The organism is Devosia equisanguinis, assembly GCF_900631955.1.
GTDB classification, from domain to species: Bacteria; Pseudomonadota; Alphaproteobacteria; order Rhizobiales; family Devosiaceae; genus Devosia; species Devosia equisanguinis.
Window position 1 is genome coordinate 44262 of record NZ_UZWD01000030.1, and the last position, 17200, is coordinate 61461.

Sequence of the window (17200 nt, forward strand, 5' to 3'; positions counted from 1 at the left end):
TGGGACGAACCCTTAGAGGATCGACTGGCCGGTGCCGGCCCAATCCTTGAGGAAGCCTTCGATGCCCTTGTCGGTCAGCGGGTGGCTGGCCAACTTCTTGATCACGTCGGGCGGAATGGTGGCGACGTCGGCACCGACGAGCGCAGCCTGGGTCACGTGGTTGGCCGAGCGGATCGAGGCAGCCAGGATCTGGGTGTCGAACTGGTAGTTGTCGTAGATAGTGCGGATGTTCTCGATCAGCTCCATGCCATCGAGATTGATGTCATCGAGGCGGCCGATAAAGGGCGAGATATAGGTCGCGCCGGCCTTGGCGGCGAGCAGGGCCTGGTTGGCCGAGAAGCAGAGCGTGACGTTGGTCGCGATGCCCTTGTCGTGGAAATACTTGGTGGCCTTGAGGCCATTGAGCGTCAGCGGCAGCTTGATGACGACATTCTTGGCTATCTTGGCCAGGTGCTCGCCTTCGGCAATCATGCCGTCATATTCGAGGCTGGCGACTTCGGCCGACACCGGATCGGGCGTGATGTCGCAGATTTCCTTGATGACTTCCTTGAAGTCGCGGCCGGACTTGGCGATCAGCGACGGATTGGTGGTCACGCCGTTGATGAGGCCGGCATCGTTCAGCTCGCGAATGGCGGCGGTATCTGCAGTATCGACGAAGAACTTCATCGTTCCCTCCTAAATAGTCTTCCGAATGGCCGGTCTGGCCAAGGTGTAGCACGGCGGCGCGAGGCCGCAAGCATTGGCTCAGCGAGTGGCCGAGAGAAAGGCTTCCGCCAGATCGCCGACGCGATCTTCGGGAATGCCGGCGACATTGATGCGACTATCGCCCGTCATATAGACCCCGTTTGCGGCCTTGAGATGTTCGACGGCGTCATTTGTGAGACCCAGCAGCGAGAACATGCCGCGGTGGCCGGCGACGAAGTCGAAATCGGTCGAGTTCGAGCGCTCGCGGATAGCGGCGGACAGCTTCTCGCGCAGCGAGATCATGCGATTGCGCATCGCCGCCAGCTCGGTTTCCCACTCGGCGCGCAGGGCAGCATCGTCGAGAATGGTGCGGATGATTTCGGCACCGTGATCAGGCGGCTGCGAATAGGCACCACGGATGATGTTGAGCAGCTGGCTGTTGGTCACCTCAGCCTGTTCGGCGTTGCGCGCGATCAGGATGGCGGCGCCGACGCGCTCGCGATAGAGGCCGAAATTCTTCGAGCCGGAAAAGGCGATCAGCGCTTCGGGCACCGACGAGACGATCTTGCGGGTGCCATAGGCGTCCGGCTCGATGCCGTCGCCGAAACCGAGATAGGCCAGATCAATGAACGGCAGCGCGCCGGTGCGTACGAGGCTGGCGGCAACCTGGTCCCACTGGGCATCGGTGAGATTGGCGCCGGTCGGGTTATGGCAGCAGCCATGCAGCAGGACGACATCACCGGCGCCGAGCTTGTCGAGGGCGGCCAGCATCTCATCGAACTTCACGCCACGGGTGGCGGCATCGAAATAGGGATAGGTGGCGACCTTTAGGCCGGAATTGATGGCGATGGGGTTATGGTTGGCCCAGGTCGGGTCGGACACATAGACCGTGGCGCCGGGGCGAGCCCGGTTGATGAGCTGCATCAGGACCCAGAGCGAGCCGGTGCCGCCGGGGGCCTGGGCAATGCGAACGCGGGCACGATCGACGCTCTTGGCCAGCACCAGATCAAGCACGGCATTGCCATAACCCTTGTTACCGGCAATGCCGAGATAGGTCTTGGTCTTTTCGCTGGACAGAATCCGCTCTTCGGCCTTGCGCACCGAGGTCATGACCGGGGTCACGCCCTTTTCGTCTTTATAGACACCGACGCCGAGGTCGATCTTGGTGGGACGGGAATCGGCGGCGTATTCGCCCATGAGCGCAAGGATCTTGTCGCCAGGGGCCTTGGTGAGGGATTCGAACATGATCTGGAGGTCCAGTGAGAAGGCGCGGTCTTTATAGGCCGGGTGGGAATATTTGCAATTGCCGGATGGCTCGGCAACCACCGAATGTCATACCGGCAATGGCCGGGATCCATCAGGTGATCTCAGGATGGGCCCCGGCCTTTGCCGGGGTGACATCGAGATCGTTTCGGGATCAGCGTTTCAGCCCCTGATTTTCCAGTTCAGCGATCAGCTGCGGGACAATCTCGAACAAATCGCCGATCAGCACGACATCGGCGATTTTCGCGATGGGGGCTTCGGCGTCGGTATTGATGGCGACGATCTTCTTGGCACCCTGGATACCGGCCAGGTGCTGGAGGGCGCCCGAGATACCGACCGCGATGTAGAGGTCGGGCGCGATGATCTTGCCGGTCTGGCCGACTTGCCAGTCATTTGGGGCGTAGCCGGCATCGACGGCCGCCCGGGTGGCGCCGACGGCGGCGCCGAGCGTCTTGCCCAGTTGCTCGATGAGCTTGAAGCCGTCAGCGGAGCCAACGGAGACGCCGCCACCGACCACGATCTGGGCGGTGGCGAGATCGGGGATGTCGCTCTCGGTGCGGTGAGCGGCGATGAAGCGGGCGGCGGAGGCCACCGGGGTGCTCAGCGTCTCGACCGGCGCGGCATTGCCGCCGGAAGCGGGGCGGAAGGCGGAAGCGCGGATGGTGAGGACGTGGCGCGGCTGCGGGTCCGAAACGGTTTCGAGCGCATTGCCGGCATAGATCGGACGCACGAAGCGGTTGGGGCTTTCGATGGCGACGATATCGGTCACCGGCTGGATATCGAGGCGGGCGGCGAGGCGCGGCATGACATCCTTGCCCAGCGTCGAGGCGGCGGCGACGAGATAGGTGTAGCTGGGCGCCAGGGTTTCGAGCAGGCCTGAAATAGCGTCGGCCATGGGTTCGGAGGCTGCGAGGAGCACTTTTTGCACGCCGGCAATGGCGGCGGCAGCCTGAGCAGCGGCGGCATCGCCCAGGACCAGCAGGTCGACGGCGCCGAGTTCGGCTGATGCGGCGACGATGCGGCCGGTGGCGGGAGACAGGGCGCCGTTGTCCACTTCGGCAAGAACCAGAACGCTCATCAGATCGCCTCCATCGCGTTGATTTCGGCGGCGATCACCGCGGCCAGTTCGGAGACGGAGCCAAGGGTGCGGCCGGTGACGCGCTCGGCGGGGGGAGAAACCTTTTCCACGGCGAGGCGCGGGGTGAGATCGACACCGAAATCGGCGGCAGGGCGCACGGCCAGCGGCTTGGAGCGGGCCTTCATCACCATGGGCAAGGCGGCATTGCGCGGCGTATTGAGACGCAGATCGGCAGTGACGATGGCCGGGAGCGGCAGGTTGACAGTCTCGCGGCCATAATCGACTTCGCGGGTGACCTCGAGGCGGCCATCCCCGAGCTTGATCTCGGAGGCAAAAGTGGCCTGGGGACGATTGGTGAGAGCGGCGAGCATCTGGCCGACGTGATTGCTGTCGTCATCCACAGCCTGCTTGCCGAGCAGCACCAGATCGGGCTGTTCTTCTTCGACTACCTTGGCGAGGAGCTTGGCGATGGCGAGGGTTTCGAGCGATGCGTCGGTTTCGAGCAGAATGCCGCGCTGCGCGCCCATGGCCAAGGCCGTCAGAATCACGTCGTTGCTGGCTTTGGGGCCGATGGACACCACGACGATTTCGCTGGCCTGACCGGCTTCGGCAAGCTGCACGGCGGCCTCGACTGCATGCTTGCAGAAGGGGTTCATCGACATGCGCACGCCCGATGTCTCGACGCCCGAGCCATCCGGGCGGACACGAATGCGCACGTTGTGATCGACCACGCGCTTCACCGCGACGAGAATTTTCATAAGCAGCTCCGTCAGGTTGGCGCTTCAATCGCAAAAAGGGGAAGTGCGGACAAGGCGCGCAGAGGGAATATCGGTTCGATTGCGCTGAATTTGTTGGAAAGGAGTACCGTGCGGCAGGTGCCGTAGCGGGCCGGCTCACGCGTTTGACATGCGCGCAAAGGTTGACGCCGCCGCTTAGGGCAGCGACATTGTCGCTTCATCCCAAATGCTTCGGACGTTTTATGCCTGTCCTTAACCGTATTGCCGAGTTCCAGCCCGAAATCGCAGCCTGGCGTCGTGACCTGCACGCGCATCCCGAACTGCTGTTCGACGTGCACAGGACGGCAGGGATCGTGGCGGAGAAGCTGCGGGCCTTCGGCTGCGACGAAGTGGTGACGGGCCTTGGCCGCACTGGTGTTGTCGGCATCATCAATGGCCGCGGCAATAGCAGCAACCGCACCATCGGGTTGCGCGCCGACATGGACGCGCTCTCGATCACCGAAAAGACCGGCGCCGCCTATGCATCGACTGTGGATGGCAAGATGCATGCCTGCGGCCATGACGGGCACACCGCCATGTTGCTGGGCGCGGCGAAATATCTGGCCGAGACGCGCAATTTCGATGGCCGTGTCGCCGTGATCTTCCAGCCGGCCGAAGAGGGCGGTGGCGGCGGACGGGTGATGATCGAGGACGGGCTGATCGACCGCTTCGCCATCACCGAAGTCTATGGCATGCACAATTGGCCGGGGATGCCTGTGGGCCAGTTCGGTATCCGTACCGGCGGCATCATGGCGGCGACTGACCGCTTCTATATCGACATCGAGGGACGTGGCGGCCATGCGGCGCGGCCGCAGCAGACCATCGACCCGATCATTGTCGCCGCGCAGATGGTGACGGCGCTGCAAACCATCGTGTCGCGCAATCTCGACCCGCTGGAAAGCGCGGTGTTGAGCGTGACCATGATCGAAGCGGGCGAGGCCGATAACGTGATCTCGCGCACCGCCAAGATCACCGGCACGGTGCGGACGCTCGATAGCGGCGTGCAGGATTTCATCGAGCAGCGCCTCGTCGAAATGGTGCCGCAGTTCGCCGACAGTTTTGGCGCGCGGGCCAGCATCCGCTATGTGCGCGGCTATCCGGTGACGGTCAACGCTCCCGAGCAGACGGCCTTTGCCGCCGATGTGGCGCGGGAAATCGTCGGCGCGGATCGCGTCGACGACGACACCGTGCCCTCAATGGGCGGGGAAGATTTTTCCTTCATGCTCAATGAGCGGCCGGGCGCCTATATCTTCATTGGCAACGGCGATTCCACCGAGCTGCACACCGATACCTATGACTTCAACGACGACGCCATTCCCGTCGGGGTCAGCTATTGGGCGCGACTGGCCGAGCGGGCTCTGCCGATCCGCTAGCGTTCACGTTCTGGTTGATGCAGCTCCATCCCCCTGCCCTTGCGGGCTCTGAACTGTTCAGAAGGGTACATCTGTCCAGCGGAGAGATTTTAAGTGAAGAGGCCGGGGTGGGGGTGGTCCGGTGACCCGCTGATGGACCCCCTCCCTCAATCCCTCCCCTCAAGGGGGAGGGAGGCGAAAGGACCCCGAGCTCAGCTCAGTTTGAAATGATCTAATCGACAGAGATTGACGCGATCGATCAATCTTTTATCGGCGCATCGATTGGGTTAGGGGAAGCCTGACATGGTTTCCCTCCCCTCCTCTTTCCACCGCTTACTGCCTTTCGCTTTTACCGTGGCCGTCTCCGCAATGGGCGGGGGCATTGCCCATGTTCTGGGCCTGCCGGCGGGGTGGCTGATGGGCGGGGCGCTGGCGGTGACCATTGCCGCCATGGCCGGACTGCCGGTCTCGCTTCCCGGACGATGGCGGGATGTGACCTTCGTGCTCATCGGCATGTCGATGGGCGCCAGCGTGGCGCCGGATTCGCTGTCGCTGCTGGCGAGCTGGCCGATCTCGCTGACCGCCTTGGCGCTGGAACTGGTTATCATCGTAGCGCTGACCGGCTGGATGCTGGTGCGCGTCTTCGGGCTCGATGTCGGCACGGCCTATCTCAGCTCATTTCCCGGTCATCTCTCCTTCGTCATGGGCATTGCCGCGACTGGAGTGGGCAATGCGCGGCAGATCGTCATCATCCAGGTGATCCGCATATTGATGCTGACCATCGCTGTGCCCATCGGCACGCTATTCCTGCCGATCGACCATTTCCCACCGCCACTGCCCAGCGACTTCCTGTCGCCGCTGCAAGTGCTGGTGCTGGCGGGGGCCTGTATTGCGGGCGGGCTGGTCTTCCTTTGGGCCAAAGTACCAGCGGGCATGGTGCTGGGTGCCATGGCAGTGGCGACAGGGGCGAAGCTGGCGGGGCTTTACGAGGCGGCGATGCCGACCCCGCTTGTGACCATCACCTTCATCCTCACCGGAGCGCTGATCGGCTCGCGCTTTGTCGGCATCACCAGGGCGGAGTTTCTCGCAGCTGCCAAGGGCGGGCTGATCGCCACGGCGATGACCGTGGGGATCGTGACGCTGATGGCGCTGGGCGTGGCGCAATTGGTGGACATGCCATTCGGGCAGATCTGGCTGGGCCTGTCGCCCGGCGCGCTCGAAGGCATGGGCGCGCTGGGGATTGCGCTGGGCTACGATACCGCCTTCATCGCCGCGCATCATGTCATTCGCCTCTTGATGCTGAGCTTTGCCATACCTCTGGTGGTCGTGCTGGTGCGGCGACAGGAAAAGCGGGCACAGGACCGCCGCAATTCGGCGTAAGCTGCAAGCAAAAGGAGAGCCGAAATGATGATGCGCATTCTTTCCGCCGTGGCGCTATGCTTGGCCCTGACCGGCGCGACGCAGGCAGCGGCGAGCTGCTATGTAAATCGGCCGGGAGTGGATATCTCCTTCGGCGTCAAGGTCGGCGGCACGTTCACCGAGGCGGACCGCAATGAATTCTACATGCTGCGATTGCGCGGCATGGGCGTCGATGCGACCAGCGTCGAAATGTGGGGCGGCTGCGTCCGCGCCTTCGTGCGCAAGCCTGGCGGTGGCGAGGAAATGCAGCTGTTCCACCCGCAAAGCCTCGAGCGTGTCGGCTGAGATTCAGACGAACCGCTAGCCTGCCTTGGCGATGACGGTCTGGCTGATCTCGCCGACCGGAACCGTGCGCAGGGGACGGGCGCTGTCGGCATCGAGCCCAACGGCCAGTCGTACATGGGCTTCGACGGGGCAAATCTGCAGGCGTGGATCGAAGCCGATCCAGCCCAGCCCCTCGTCATAGGCCTCGGCCCAGGCGTGTAGACCCGGTTCGAGCCCCTCCCCTTCCAGCACATAGCCGGTGACGTAGCGCGCCGGGATATCGAGCGCGCGGGCGGCACCGATGAAGCTATGAGCATAGTCCGGCACCGATGGCAGCGGCTTGGGCGCGGGCGCATCAGCGTCCTGGCTCTGGGTTTGGGACTGTTCGCCGGTGGCCTGCATCTGGGTCGGCGCGGTTTCAGGATCGGGTAGGCCAAGGGTTTCCCCCACACGCGCCATCAGCGCGTGCAGCATGTCGATCCGGCTCTCCTTGGCACTGCGAAACTTGCCATAGAGCGTGACCGGCGCCTTGGTCAGCGGAGTGACGCGTTTGTAGAGTGCGGGCACCGGTTCGCCGGACGGTTTGCCGAGCACGCCATGGGTGTCGCGCGTGGTGACAATGCCGCGCGCCCGAAGGACGATATCGCCCTCAGGGCGGCTTTGATTCACCAGATGCACCTGATTGGCATAGGCATCCTGGAAGCGGCCGGCATTGCCGATCCCCGCCACCTCGACGCTCCAGCTGTCGACGGACTGAGTGGGGCCACTGGACGGTGTGAGCAGGAGGTGCAGCACGGCCTGGCCGATGCCGGGCGGCAGGGTCAGGTTCAGCGTGTGGTCGATTTCGATACGCATGGCTCAGTAGAAATTGTAGCTTTTCGACAAGGCGTCGGTGACCCGGTTATTGCGCGAGATGAACTCGTTGAGGAACTCGTGCAGGCCGTGGGTGAAAATGGTCTCCATATTGGTGTCTTCCACCATGGCCAGGAGATCGGCTGCCGCGTCGTGGCAGCATTCCTTGCGGCCGTAGAATTCGGACAGCATGTCGAGATTTTGCTGCACGAAGCGGGCGCAGAAAATCAGCGAACGCGGCATTTCCGGCCTGAGGATCAGGAAATCGGCGATGTTATGAGCCTTGTAGCGGTCGTGGTAGACGTGTCGATAGGCCCGGTGGGCCGAGGCGGCGCGCAGGATCAGCGTCCATTGCTGGATGTCGATTTCGCCCCCCACCAACGTCGAGCGCGGCAAGAGGACATAGTATTTCATGTCGAGAATGCGGGCGGTATTGTCAGCCCGTTCGACAAAATTGCCGGCCTGCAGGAAAGCGAAACCATCGTCCCGCAGGATGGTGCCCAGGAGGGCACCGCGGAATTCATGGCTGCGCTGTTTGACCCATTGCAACAGGCCCAAGAGCTTTGCGCCCCGCACATCGCGCGGCTTGATCTGGGAATATTCGAGCCAGGCCCCGTTCATGCTTTCCCACATGTCGGTGGTGATGGCGGTACGGACCGAGCGGGCATTGGTACGCGCGGCCTCGAGGCACGAATAGACCGAGGAGGAATTGTCGGGGTCGAACATCATGTAATGGGCGACGCTGTCGACATCGGCCACGTCATGCTTGGCGGAGAAGCCCTCATCGACCTCGGCGGCCTGCATCATCGAGATCAGATGCTCGCTGGACCCACCTTCGCGGCGGCTGGTGAGGCTCATGCGGTAGCCCACCTCAAGCAGGCGCGCCATGTTTTCGGCGCGCTCGACATAGCGGGAGAGCCAGAACAGGTTCTGTGCGGTGCGTCCGAGCATTCTCATGGGGAGACACTCCCGGTGATCAACTCGGAGGGCATGCCCGCCCTCCCCCTTGAGGGGAGGGTAGCGAACCTAGCCGCCAGGCTTAGCGAAGCTGCGGAGGGGGTGCTCCTGTGATTCACAGAACGACCCCCTCCCTCATTCCCTCCCCTCAAGGGGGAGGGAGGCGATAGAGCCGACACCGGCGAGTGAGGCAAAAGCTGAAAAACCATCATCAATCTTCCAGCACCCAGGTGTCCTTGGTGCCGCCGCCCTGGGAGGAGTTGACCACCAGCGAGCCTTTTTTCAGCGCTACGCGGGTGAGGCCGCCGGGGGTGATGCGCACTTCGTCGCCGACCAGCACATAGGGGCGCAGATCGACATGGCGCGGGGCGACGTCACCGTTGATATGGGTGGGACAGGTGGAGAGATTAAGCGTCGGCTGGACGATGTAATTGTCCGGGCGGGCCTCGATCTTCTTCTTGAACTCGGCGTGCTGGGCCTTGGTGGAGGTTGGCCCCACCATCATGCCGTAGCCGCCCGAGCCGTGCACTTCCTTGACCACCAGGTCATGGATGTTCTCGAGCACCCATTTGCGCTGCTCCTCATCGGTGCAGTTATAGGTAGGCACGTTGCTAAGCAGCGCCTTTTCACCGAGATAGAACTCGATGATCTCGGGCACATAGGTGTAGACGGCCTTGTCGTCGGCAATGCCGGTGCCCGGCGCGTTGACCAGGGTGACATTGCCGGCGCGGTAGGCGTCGAAGAGGCCGGGCACGCCGAGCATGGAATCGGGCCGGAAGGTCAGCGGGTCGAGATAGTCATCATCGATGCGGCGATAGATGACATCGACGCGCTCCGGACCTGTCGTGGTGCGCATATAGACCTTGCCGCCATCAACGAAGAGATCGTGACCCTCGCAAAGCTGGGCACCCATCTGGTCGGCCAGGAAGGAATGCTCGAAATAGGCGGAATTGTAGATGCCCGGGGTGAGCACGGCGATATTGGGGGTGCCGCGCGAATTTTCCGGCGCGACGCTTTCTAGCGTGCGGCGCAGATTTTCCGGATAGGTTTCGACCGGAGCCACCTTGGTGCGCTGGAACAGGTCCGGCGCCAGGATCATCATCGCTTCGCGGTCTTCCAGCATGTAGGAAACGCCGGAAGGGGTGCGCAGATTGTCCTCGAGCACATAGAATTCGTCGGGCCCGACGCGCACGATATCGACGCCGATGATATGGGCATAAACGCCCTTGGCGGGCTCCAGCCCCATCATCTGCGGGCAGAAGGCTTCATTGTTCAAAATGAGCTTTTCCGGCACCCGCCCGGCCTTGAGGATCTCCTGGCGGTGATAGATGTCGTACAGGAAGGCGTTGAGCGCCTTGACGCGCTGCTCGATCCCCTTGCTCAGCCGGCGCCACTCATTGGCGGCAATGATCCGCGGGATCACGTCGAAGGGAATAACCTTCTCGGTGCCTTCCTCGGACCCGTAAACGGCAAAGGTGATGCCCAGCTTGCGGAAGATCGCCTCGGCGTCCGTCTGCATCAGCGCCAGGCCCTTATCCGGCTGTTCGGCCAACCACGCGCTCAAAGCGCGGTAAGGTTCGCGGACCGATCCGTCCGCGTTGTACATTTCGTCAAACGGCGTTTTGTCGCCCATTATGCTCCGCTTGAATAATACGGCTTTCCCATCGCCCAAACATTGCTACACGAATGTTCGCCGCCGTCCAGACGCTCAAAGCCTGGGCATGCCGCTTTTTCGTGCAGGTCTGACTTGCAGATCAAGCGCCGAACATGCTCTCATTCGCGCCATGTGATTTCCCTCAATTGGCTTTTCCCGACCAAACCAACCGGCGATAGAGCGTCGAGCGGTCGATGCCGAGCGCCCGTGCGGCGGCGGACAGATTACCGCGATTGAGATCGACCGCCCGGCGCATGGCGGCCTCAGTCAGCTCTCCCAAATCGCCCGAGGGCATTAGCGGCGCGGACGAGGGCCGCGCCTGAATGATAGCGGTGGGCAGATCGGCAAGGGTGACGCGCTGACCGGGATCGGCCAAGGCCGCGGCTGTGCGCAGTGCATTGGCCATTTCTCGCAGATTGCCGGGCCAGTCATAGGATGCCAGCCGATCGAGCACGGTTTCGGACAGCGGACCATTGCCGGTGTCGAGGCCGGCCCAGAGGCTTTCGATGATGGCATGCCGATCCGGAAGTTCGGCGACGGAGGGCAGCCGCAGGGTGAATTGGGCGATGCGGAAGTAGAGATCGGCGCGGAAGGTGCCGGCATCGACCATGGCCTTGAGATCGCGATTGGTGGCGCAGATGGCGACGAAATCGGCCTTGCGGGCTTGGCCGCCGCCCAGGGGAGCCACTTCCTTGTCCTGCAGCACGCGCAAAAGTCGCGATTGCAGCAGCAGCGGCATGTCGCCGATTTCGTCGAGGAACAGGATGCCGCCTTCGGCCTGTTGCACGAGCCCCTTGGCGCCCCCCTTGCGCGCACCGGTAAAAGCGCCGGCCTCATAGCCGAACAGCTCGGATTCGATGAGGCTTTCGGGCAATGCGGCGCAATTGACCGCTACGAAGGGTTTTCCGGCGCGGTTGGATTTCTGCGCCAGGTGCCGGGCGAAGACTTCCTTGCCCGAACCGGTTTCCCCGGTCACCAAAACCGGGATTTCGGCATTGACCAGCTTGATGGCCTTAGCGAGGCCGAGACGCGCCTCGTCGGTGAGATAGGGTTCATTCGAGGTCGCGGGGGTTTTGACCACATGGCTGGTGCGGGCGTGGCTTTGATCCGGACGCGCGATGGCGGCGGAGAATTTCTCGCCGGACACGGAGCGCAGTTCGGTGTCGAGCCGCTCGAACAATTCGTCGCTGCGGGTTTTGCGCAGGGCCTGGCGATCAAGGCCCAGAAGGCTGAGGGCCCGGCGGTTGCCGGCAATCAGCTGATCACCATCAAAGACCAGAACGCCTTCGCGCGGGGTTCCCAGCATGTCGCCATGGCGGTGGAAACGCATCACTGTCTTGTCTTCGAAGCCGCGGGCGAAGAAGCGGTGCTCGATCTGCTCGACGGCCAGTCGCACCAGGCCCAGCGCATGGGTGTGTTCGGCAGTGGCATGGCCGGACATGTCGAGCACGCCGGCCAGCTTACCGAAGGGATCGAAGATAGGCGAGGCGGCACAATGGAGGATGCCGTGCGGCTCGAAGAAGTGCTCGGCGCCGTGGACGGCAATGGCGCGGCGCTCGGCCATGGCTGTGCCGATGGCATTGGTGCCGGTGGACATTTCCGACCAGGCGACACCCGGCTGTAGCGACACCCGCGCAGCCTCGCCGGCAAATTCGGGACTGCCGACCACATCGAGCACGGTGCCCTTGGCGTCGGTGAGGATGACGACGCTTTCAGTGAGCTTGGCTTCGGAGCGGAGCGTCGCAAGCTCGGGGCGGCTGAGCAGTCGCAAGGCTTCGTTCTGCTGCTGCAACTGGCGCAATTCGGCGGATGTCAGGGGTTCGGCATGGATGCTGTCGCCGGCATCGAGCCCTTTTTCGGCGCATCGCTGCCAGCTGCGCAGGATGGGCGCCGGCACTAGCCCGTCTGGCAGGCTGCGTCCGGAGAAGAATTTTTCGCGTGCCGCAGCTAATACATGGTCAGACGACTGGTTCATGCTCATCTTCCTCCCAGTATGTGGCAGTATGCAACAGATGTTGCGTCTGCCATCGGTTCTGGTTGTTGCAAAGTGTTGCACCCATGGATCGACGGCGTAAAGCAAAACCGTGATCACGAAGACTTGGGCAGCAAAATCAAGGTTCTGAGCGATCTGGCACGGCAGTTGCTCCTCTGGCTTCCATTCAAGAACCAAGGGAGGAAGCCTTGAACAAACCCCAATTCCTGGACCAGCGCAGCAAGTCGCCGTTCAAAGCCAAGTATGGCAACTATATCGGTGGGCAATGGGTCGACGCGGCCGATGGCGAGACCTTCGACAATACCTCGCCGGTCACCGGACAGGTGATCTGCAAGGTGGCGCGCGGCAAAGCCGCCGATATCGAAAAGGCGCTGGATGCCGCCCACAAGGCCGCGCCCGCCTGGGGTCGTACCTCACCCGCCGAGCGCGCCAATATGCTCAACAAGATCGCCGATCGGATCGAGGAAAATCTCGACCTGATCGCGCTGGCGGAAACCTGGGACAATGGCAAGCCAATCCGCGAAACCACCGCCGCCGACATTCCGCTGGCTATCGATCACTTCCGCTATTTTGCCGGCGCCATCCGCGCCCAGGAAGGCGGCATTTCCGAAATCGACCATGACACCGTGGCCTATCACTTCCACGAGCCGCTGGGCGTGGTCGGGCAGATCATTCCGTGGAACTTCCCGATCCTGATGGCAACCTGGAAGCTGGCCCCTGCCCTGGCGGCCGGCAATGCGGTGGTGCTCAAGCCCGCCGAACAGACCCCCGCTTCCATCCTCTTGCTGATGGAGCTGATCGAGGACCTGATCCCGCCGGGCGTGCTCAACATCGTCAATGGCTTCGGTCTCGAAGCCGGCAAGCCGCTGGCCAGCTCCAACCGCATCGCCAAGATCGCCTTTACCGGTGAGACCACGACGGGCCGGCTGATCATGCAATATGCCAGCCAGAACCTCATTCCGGTGACCCTGGAGCTGGGCGGCAAGTCGCCGAACATCTTCTTCAAGGACGTGATGGACGAGGACGACGATTTCTTCGACAAGGCGCTCGAAGGCTTCACCATGTTCGCCCTCAACCAGGGCGAGGTGTGCACCTGCCCGAGCCGCGCCCTGATCCAGGAGTCGATCTACGATCGGTTCATGGAACGGGCCATCAAGCGGGTCGAAGCGATCAAGCAGGGCTCTCCGCTCGATCCCTCCACCATGATCGGCGCCCAGGCCTCGTCCGAACAGCTCGAAAAGATCCTCTCCTATCTCGATATCGGCAAGCAGGAAGGCGCCAAGGTGCTGACCGGCGGCGAGCGCAATACGTTCGAGGGCGATCTGGCCGGCGGTTATTACGTCAAGCCAACCGTCTTTGCCGGCAACAACAAGATGCGCGTCTTCCAGGAGGAAATCTTCGGGCCGGTTGTTTCTGTCGCCACCTTCAAGGATGAAGAGGAAGCGATGGCGATTGCCAATGACACGCTCTATGGCCTCGGCGCCGGCGTGTGGACCCGCAATGGCAACCGCGCCTACCGCTTCGGTCGCGGCATCCAGGCCGGTCGCGTCTGGACCAATTGCTACCACGCCTACCCGGCCCATGCGGCCTTTGGTGGCTACAAACAGTCCGGCATCGGCCGCGAAAACCACCGCATGATGCTCGATCACTATCAACAGACGAAGAACATGCTGGTCAGCTACAGCCCCAAAAAGCTGGGCTTCTTCTAAGGGCCACGGCAGCTCACTGAGTTACGCGCTCCTCCCTCGCGCAGCCCCCGGGTCCGCCCGGGGGCAAGGGATCATTCCGGCGGGCACCGGGCCTTTTCAACCCCATCTCTCCCCCGGCCCGTGGCTCGCTGGAATGACATTTTCTCCATTCAAGCGGAGCCTGACATGAACCAGTCCGTTCCCCGCGTCATTGCCACCCCGGCGGCCATCGCACTGATCGGCGAGATCACGGCGCGCCATGGCGCCATCATGTTCCATCAATCCGGCGGCTGTTGCGACGGCTCATCGCCCATGTGCTATCCGCAGGGCGAATTCATCATCGGCGATCGCGACGTGAAGATGGGCGAGATCGGCGGCTATCCCTTCTATATGTCGCCCAGCCAGTTCGAATACTGGCAGCACACGCAGCTGATCATTGACGCCATTGCCGGGCGCGGCGGCATGTTCAGCCTCGATAACGGCACCGAGCGGCGCTTTCTGACGCGATCACGCGTATTCACCGACGAAGAACACGAAAATCGAGCGCCGGTGAGCATTGGCGCGCAGGGCTGAACGCCATCAGCCGACCGCCTTCAGGTTCTTGGAAATTGCAGGCTGTTGGGCGCGCATTCGAATACGAATGCTGCCGCGTTCGGGGTGCACGAAGTCGAAGCAGTTGGTCTTGCGCACCAGATCGCTGAGCTTGGAAAAGCCATAGCTGCGCGGGTCGAAATCCGGCGACAGATTGGCAAGCCGGCTGCCAACCTCTCCAAGGTTGGCCCAACCATCATCACCTTCCGCCTGAACAATCGCCTTCCTGAGCAGCGGCACCGCCTTGCTGGGTGGTTGCAGTGGCGTTGCGGCTGGCAGCACCGCAACCCCAGTAAAAGAATCCGGCAGCAGATTTTCCGTATAGATAAATCGCCGACACGCTTGTCGAAAGCTTTGCGGGGTTTTCTGTTCGCCGAACCCAAACACATCAACGCCCTGTTCGCGGATGCGCGCAGCCAGACGGGTGAAATCACTGTCCGAAGACACAAGGCAGAAACCGTCGAAGCGACCGGTATGCAATAGATCCATGGCATCGATTACCAAGGCAATGTCCGATGCATTCTTCCCGCTGGTCGTGGCGGGCTGTTGCTGCGGGATAATGGCGTACCTGGCCAAAACATCGTGCCATGATTTCAATCTCGTGCCAGAAAAATCGCCGTAGATGCGCCGTACACTTGCCTCCCCAATTCGGGCAATCTCTTCAAAAAGGCCATCGACGATGCGGGACGATGTATTGTCGGCGTCGATCAATACTGCAAGTCGTGCCGATTTTTCTGCGCTCGCCATTCCAAATCTCTCCGGTTGCCGACGAATGTGCGAAGTCTGGTTTCGTCTCACAAGCTGGCGACTGGTCTTAGGGTAAACACTCTGCTTCGTACTTGGCCTCCACCGCCCGCGCCTTTAGTCTCGCTGACAAAGGGAGTCGCGCCGCCATGACCATCGAAATTCTACAGACGCATAAGCTGCTTGCCTCCTGCGAGGCGGCGCTGGCCGAGCGCTACACGGTGCACAAGCTGCACGAGATAGAGCACAAGGCGGGCTGGCTGGCGGCGAACGGCGCCCGTATCCGCGCTCATGCCGGTTCGGGGGTGCAGGCGGATTTGATGGACAAGCTGCCCAATCTCGAGATCATCGCCAGTTTCGGGGTCGGCTATGACAATATCGACATTGCCGGTGCCAAGGCTCGGAATATCCGGGTGACCAATACGCCCGACGTGCTCAATGACGCGGTGGCGGAATTGACGGTGGGCCTGATGATTTCGCTGGCACGCCGCATTCCGCAATCGGATCAATATGTGCGTCGGGGCAAGTGGCCGAGCGGCAATTTCGGGTTGTTGAGCGAATTGACCGGCAAGACCGTGGGCATTTTGGGGCTGGGCCGCATCGGCAAGGAAATCGCCACACGGCTGCAGGCGATGAAGATGCGCGTGGTCTATCATGGCCGCCGGCAGCAGCCACATACGCCCTATATCTATTACGACGATCTCGAAGACATGGCCCGCGATAGCGACTGGTTGGTGGTAATTGCCCCCGGCGGCAAGGGCACGGAGGGTATCGTGTCGCGACAGGTGCTCGAGGCGTTGGGGCCCGATGGTTATGTGGTCAATGTGGCGCGGGGCACATTGATCGACGAGCCGTCCATGCTCGAGCTGTTGCAGAATGGCGGGCTGGGCGGCGCGGCGCTCGATGTGTTCGTCGACGAGCCAGAGGTGCCCGAAGCCTTCATGCACTTGCAGAATGTGGTGCTGTCACCACATCAAGGCAGCGCCACGCACCAGACCCGCGACGCCATGGGGGCACTGCTGGTTGCCAATCTGGACCGGCATTTTGCCAGGGAACCGCTGATTTCGGCGGTGGTGTGATGGACGAGCGCATGGTTCGCATCGCCGAACTGGAGATCGTTCCGGAACGGCTGGATGAGTATCTGGCCTTTTTGAAAGAGGAAATTGCAGCGTCGCTGGAGCGGGAGGACGGCGTGCTGATGCTGCATGCCGTTTCCGAAAAGGCCGCGCCGCATCGTATCCGCCTGCTGGAGGTCTATGCGTCCGAGGCCGCCTACCTAACCCATATCCAGACGCCGCATTTCCTCAAATACAAGCAGGGGACGTTGGCGATGGTGGCATCGCTGAAGCTGATCGATGTCGACCCTGTTCTGCTTGCTGCCAAGCCAGCCTAGACGGTGATGACGTAAACGGCGTGCGCTTCGCCGTTGAGCGGCACCATTTCCAGCAGCCGCCAGCCATCGGCGTCGAACAGATCCAGCGCTTCTGCCGTCAGTGCGTGGAGCCGGGCGTGACCCAGCCGCTTTGCCTCGAGCTTGGCGCGGGCCAGAAGCGCCCTGCCGACGCCGCGCCGTCGAAACGCCGGATCGACCACCAGGCCGCCGAGCCAGGGCGAGCGTTCGGTGACCAGACCGCCCGAGCCGGCGGTGAGCGCGCAGGTGCCCACCACTGCGCCATCGGCAAAGGCAAGAATGCCGAGCGGCAGGCGATTGCGCTCCAGCCGGTCGCACAGATCGGCGCGGGCCGAAGCCCCGCGCGGATTGTACCAATCGGGCCATTGCCGCTCCAGCAGCGCGGCCAGGTCGCTGACTGTGGCTTCATGGTCGATCAGCAATCCGGTGGTGATCACAACTGCATTCCTCGCCTGCATGCTGCCCAATTAACAG

Annotated in this window: 17 protein-coding genes; 7 read left to right on the plus strand and 10 right to left on the minus strand. The window is 62.4% G+C overall.

Translation table 11 applies throughout. From position 1 onward, the window contains the following. Positions 1-12: 12 nt before the first annotated feature. The 4 genes from fsa to DEVEQU_RS12215 form a co-directional block, all read right to left on the minus strand. Entirely contained in the window at positions 13-666 is a 654-nt protein-coding gene (fsa, locus tag DEVEQU_RS12200) for a fructose-6-phosphate aldolase (RefSeq protein WP_126150862.1), read from the minus strand. A 78-nt stretch (positions 667-744) separates the two neighbouring features. Next, positions 745-1929, minus strand: coding sequence for an amino acid aminotransferase (locus tag DEVEQU_RS12205; RefSeq protein ID WP_126150863.1), 1185 nt, complete (start codon positions 1927-1929; stop codon positions 745-747). 172 nt (positions 1930-2101) lie between these two features. Further along, positions 2102-3025, minus strand: coding sequence for an electron transfer flavoprotein subunit alpha/FixB family protein (locus DEVEQU_RS12210; protein WP_126150864.1), 924 nt, complete (start codon positions 3023-3025; stop codon positions 2102-2104). Next, the gene (locus tag DEVEQU_RS12215; RefSeq protein ID WP_126150865.1) at positions 3025-3783 is read right to left on the minus strand and encodes an electron transfer flavoprotein subunit beta/FixA family protein; all 759 of its coding nucleotides are present in this window, start codon (positions 3781-3783) and stop codon (positions 3025-3027) included. The genes DEVEQU_RS12210 and DEVEQU_RS12215 overlap by 1 nt, the downstream gene beginning before the upstream one ends. Before the next feature lie 221 nt (positions 3784-4004). Between DEVEQU_RS12215 and DEVEQU_RS12220 the strand changes: the two genes are divergently transcribed. From DEVEQU_RS12220 to DEVEQU_RS12230, 3 genes are all read left to right on the plus strand, one after another. Then, positions 4005-5174, plus strand: coding sequence for a M20 aminoacylase family protein (locus tag DEVEQU_RS12220; protein WP_126150866.1), 1170 nt, complete (start codon positions 4005-4007; stop codon positions 5172-5174). A 282-nt stretch (positions 5175-5456) separates the two neighbouring features. Further along, positions 5457-6533: an AbrB family transcriptional regulator gene (locus tag DEVEQU_RS12225; RefSeq protein ID WP_126150867.1), complete on the plus strand. Its 1077-nt coding sequence runs from the start codon at positions 5457-5459 to the stop codon at positions 6531-6533. A 24-nt stretch (positions 6534-6557) separates the two neighbouring features. Further along, the gene (locus DEVEQU_RS12230; protein WP_126150868.1) at positions 6558-6857 is read left to right on the plus strand and encodes a hypothetical protein; all 300 of its coding nucleotides are present in this window, start codon (positions 6558-6560) and stop codon (positions 6855-6857) included. A gap of 15 nt (positions 6858-6872) precedes the next feature. Here the strand turns inward: DEVEQU_RS12230 and DEVEQU_RS12235 are convergent, their stop codons facing one another. The 4 genes from DEVEQU_RS12235 to DEVEQU_RS12250 form a co-directional block, all read right to left on the minus strand. Next, entirely contained in the window at positions 6873-7691 is an 819-nt protein-coding gene (locus tag DEVEQU_RS12235; RefSeq protein WP_126150869.1) for a transglutaminase domain-containing protein, read from the minus strand. Between the two features lie 3 nt (positions 7692-7694). Next, positions 7695-8645 carry an alpha-E domain-containing protein gene (locus tag DEVEQU_RS12240; RefSeq protein ID WP_223214206.1) on the minus strand — a complete coding sequence of 317 codons (951 nt, stop codon included), beginning with the start codon at positions 8643-8645 and terminating at the stop codon, positions 7695-7697. 211 nt (positions 8646-8856) lie between these two features. Further along, positions 8857-10278, minus strand: a complete 1422-nt coding sequence (locus DEVEQU_RS12245; protein ID WP_126150870.1) for a circularly permuted type 2 ATP-grasp protein — start codon at positions 10276-10278, stop codon at positions 8857-8859. Positions 10279-10441: 163 nt separating this feature from the next. Continuing rightward, complete coding sequence (locus DEVEQU_RS12250) at positions 10442-12274, minus strand: sigma-54-dependent Fis family transcriptional regulator (RefSeq protein ID WP_329601467.1); 1833 nt, start codon at positions 12272-12274, stop codon at positions 10442-10444. 206 nt (positions 12275-12480) lie between these two features. On the opposite strand from DEVEQU_RS12250, the gene adh reads away from it, so the two are divergent. Both adh and DEVEQU_RS12260 read left to right on the plus strand, forming a co-directional pair. Beyond that, positions 12481-14001, plus strand: a complete 1521-nt coding sequence (gene adh / locus DEVEQU_RS12255; protein WP_126150872.1) for an aldehyde dehydrogenase — start codon at positions 12481-12483, stop codon at positions 13999-14001. A 165-nt stretch (positions 14002-14166) separates the two neighbouring features. Then, a complete protein-coding gene (locus DEVEQU_RS12260; protein WP_126150873.1) occupies positions 14167-14553 on the plus strand; it encodes a DUF779 domain-containing protein in 387 nt (128 codons plus the stop codon). 6 nt (positions 14554-14559) lie between these two features. Here the strand turns inward: DEVEQU_RS12260 and DEVEQU_RS12265 are convergent, their stop codons facing one another. Then, positions 14560-15318 (minus strand): NYN domain-containing protein, encoded by a 759-nt coding sequence (locus tag DEVEQU_RS12265; protein WP_126150874.1) that lies wholly within the window; start codon positions 15316-15318, stop codon positions 14560-14562. Positions 15319-15464: 146 nt separating this feature from the next. On the opposite strand from DEVEQU_RS12265, the gene DEVEQU_RS12270 reads away from it, so the two are divergent. Together DEVEQU_RS12270 and DEVEQU_RS12275 are read left to right on the plus strand one after the other, a co-directional pair. Beyond that, entirely contained in the window at positions 15465-16394 is a 930-nt protein-coding gene (locus tag DEVEQU_RS12270) for a 2-hydroxyacid dehydrogenase (RefSeq protein ID WP_126150875.1), read from the plus strand. An 11-nt stretch (positions 16395-16405) separates the two neighbouring features. Next, a complete protein-coding gene (locus tag DEVEQU_RS12275) occupies positions 16406-16708 on the plus strand; it encodes a putative quinol monooxygenase (RefSeq protein ID WP_386849530.1) in 303 nt (100 codons plus the stop codon). On the opposite strand, the gene DEVEQU_RS12280 is transcribed toward DEVEQU_RS12275, so the two are convergent. Beyond that, positions 16705-17163 (minus strand): GNAT family N-acetyltransferase, encoded by a 459-nt coding sequence (locus DEVEQU_RS12280; RefSeq protein ID WP_164550378.1) that lies wholly within the window; start codon positions 17161-17163, stop codon positions 16705-16707. The two genes, DEVEQU_RS12275 and DEVEQU_RS12280, sit on opposite strands and share 4 nt — an antisense overlap. Positions 17164-17200 lie beyond the last annotated feature (37 nt).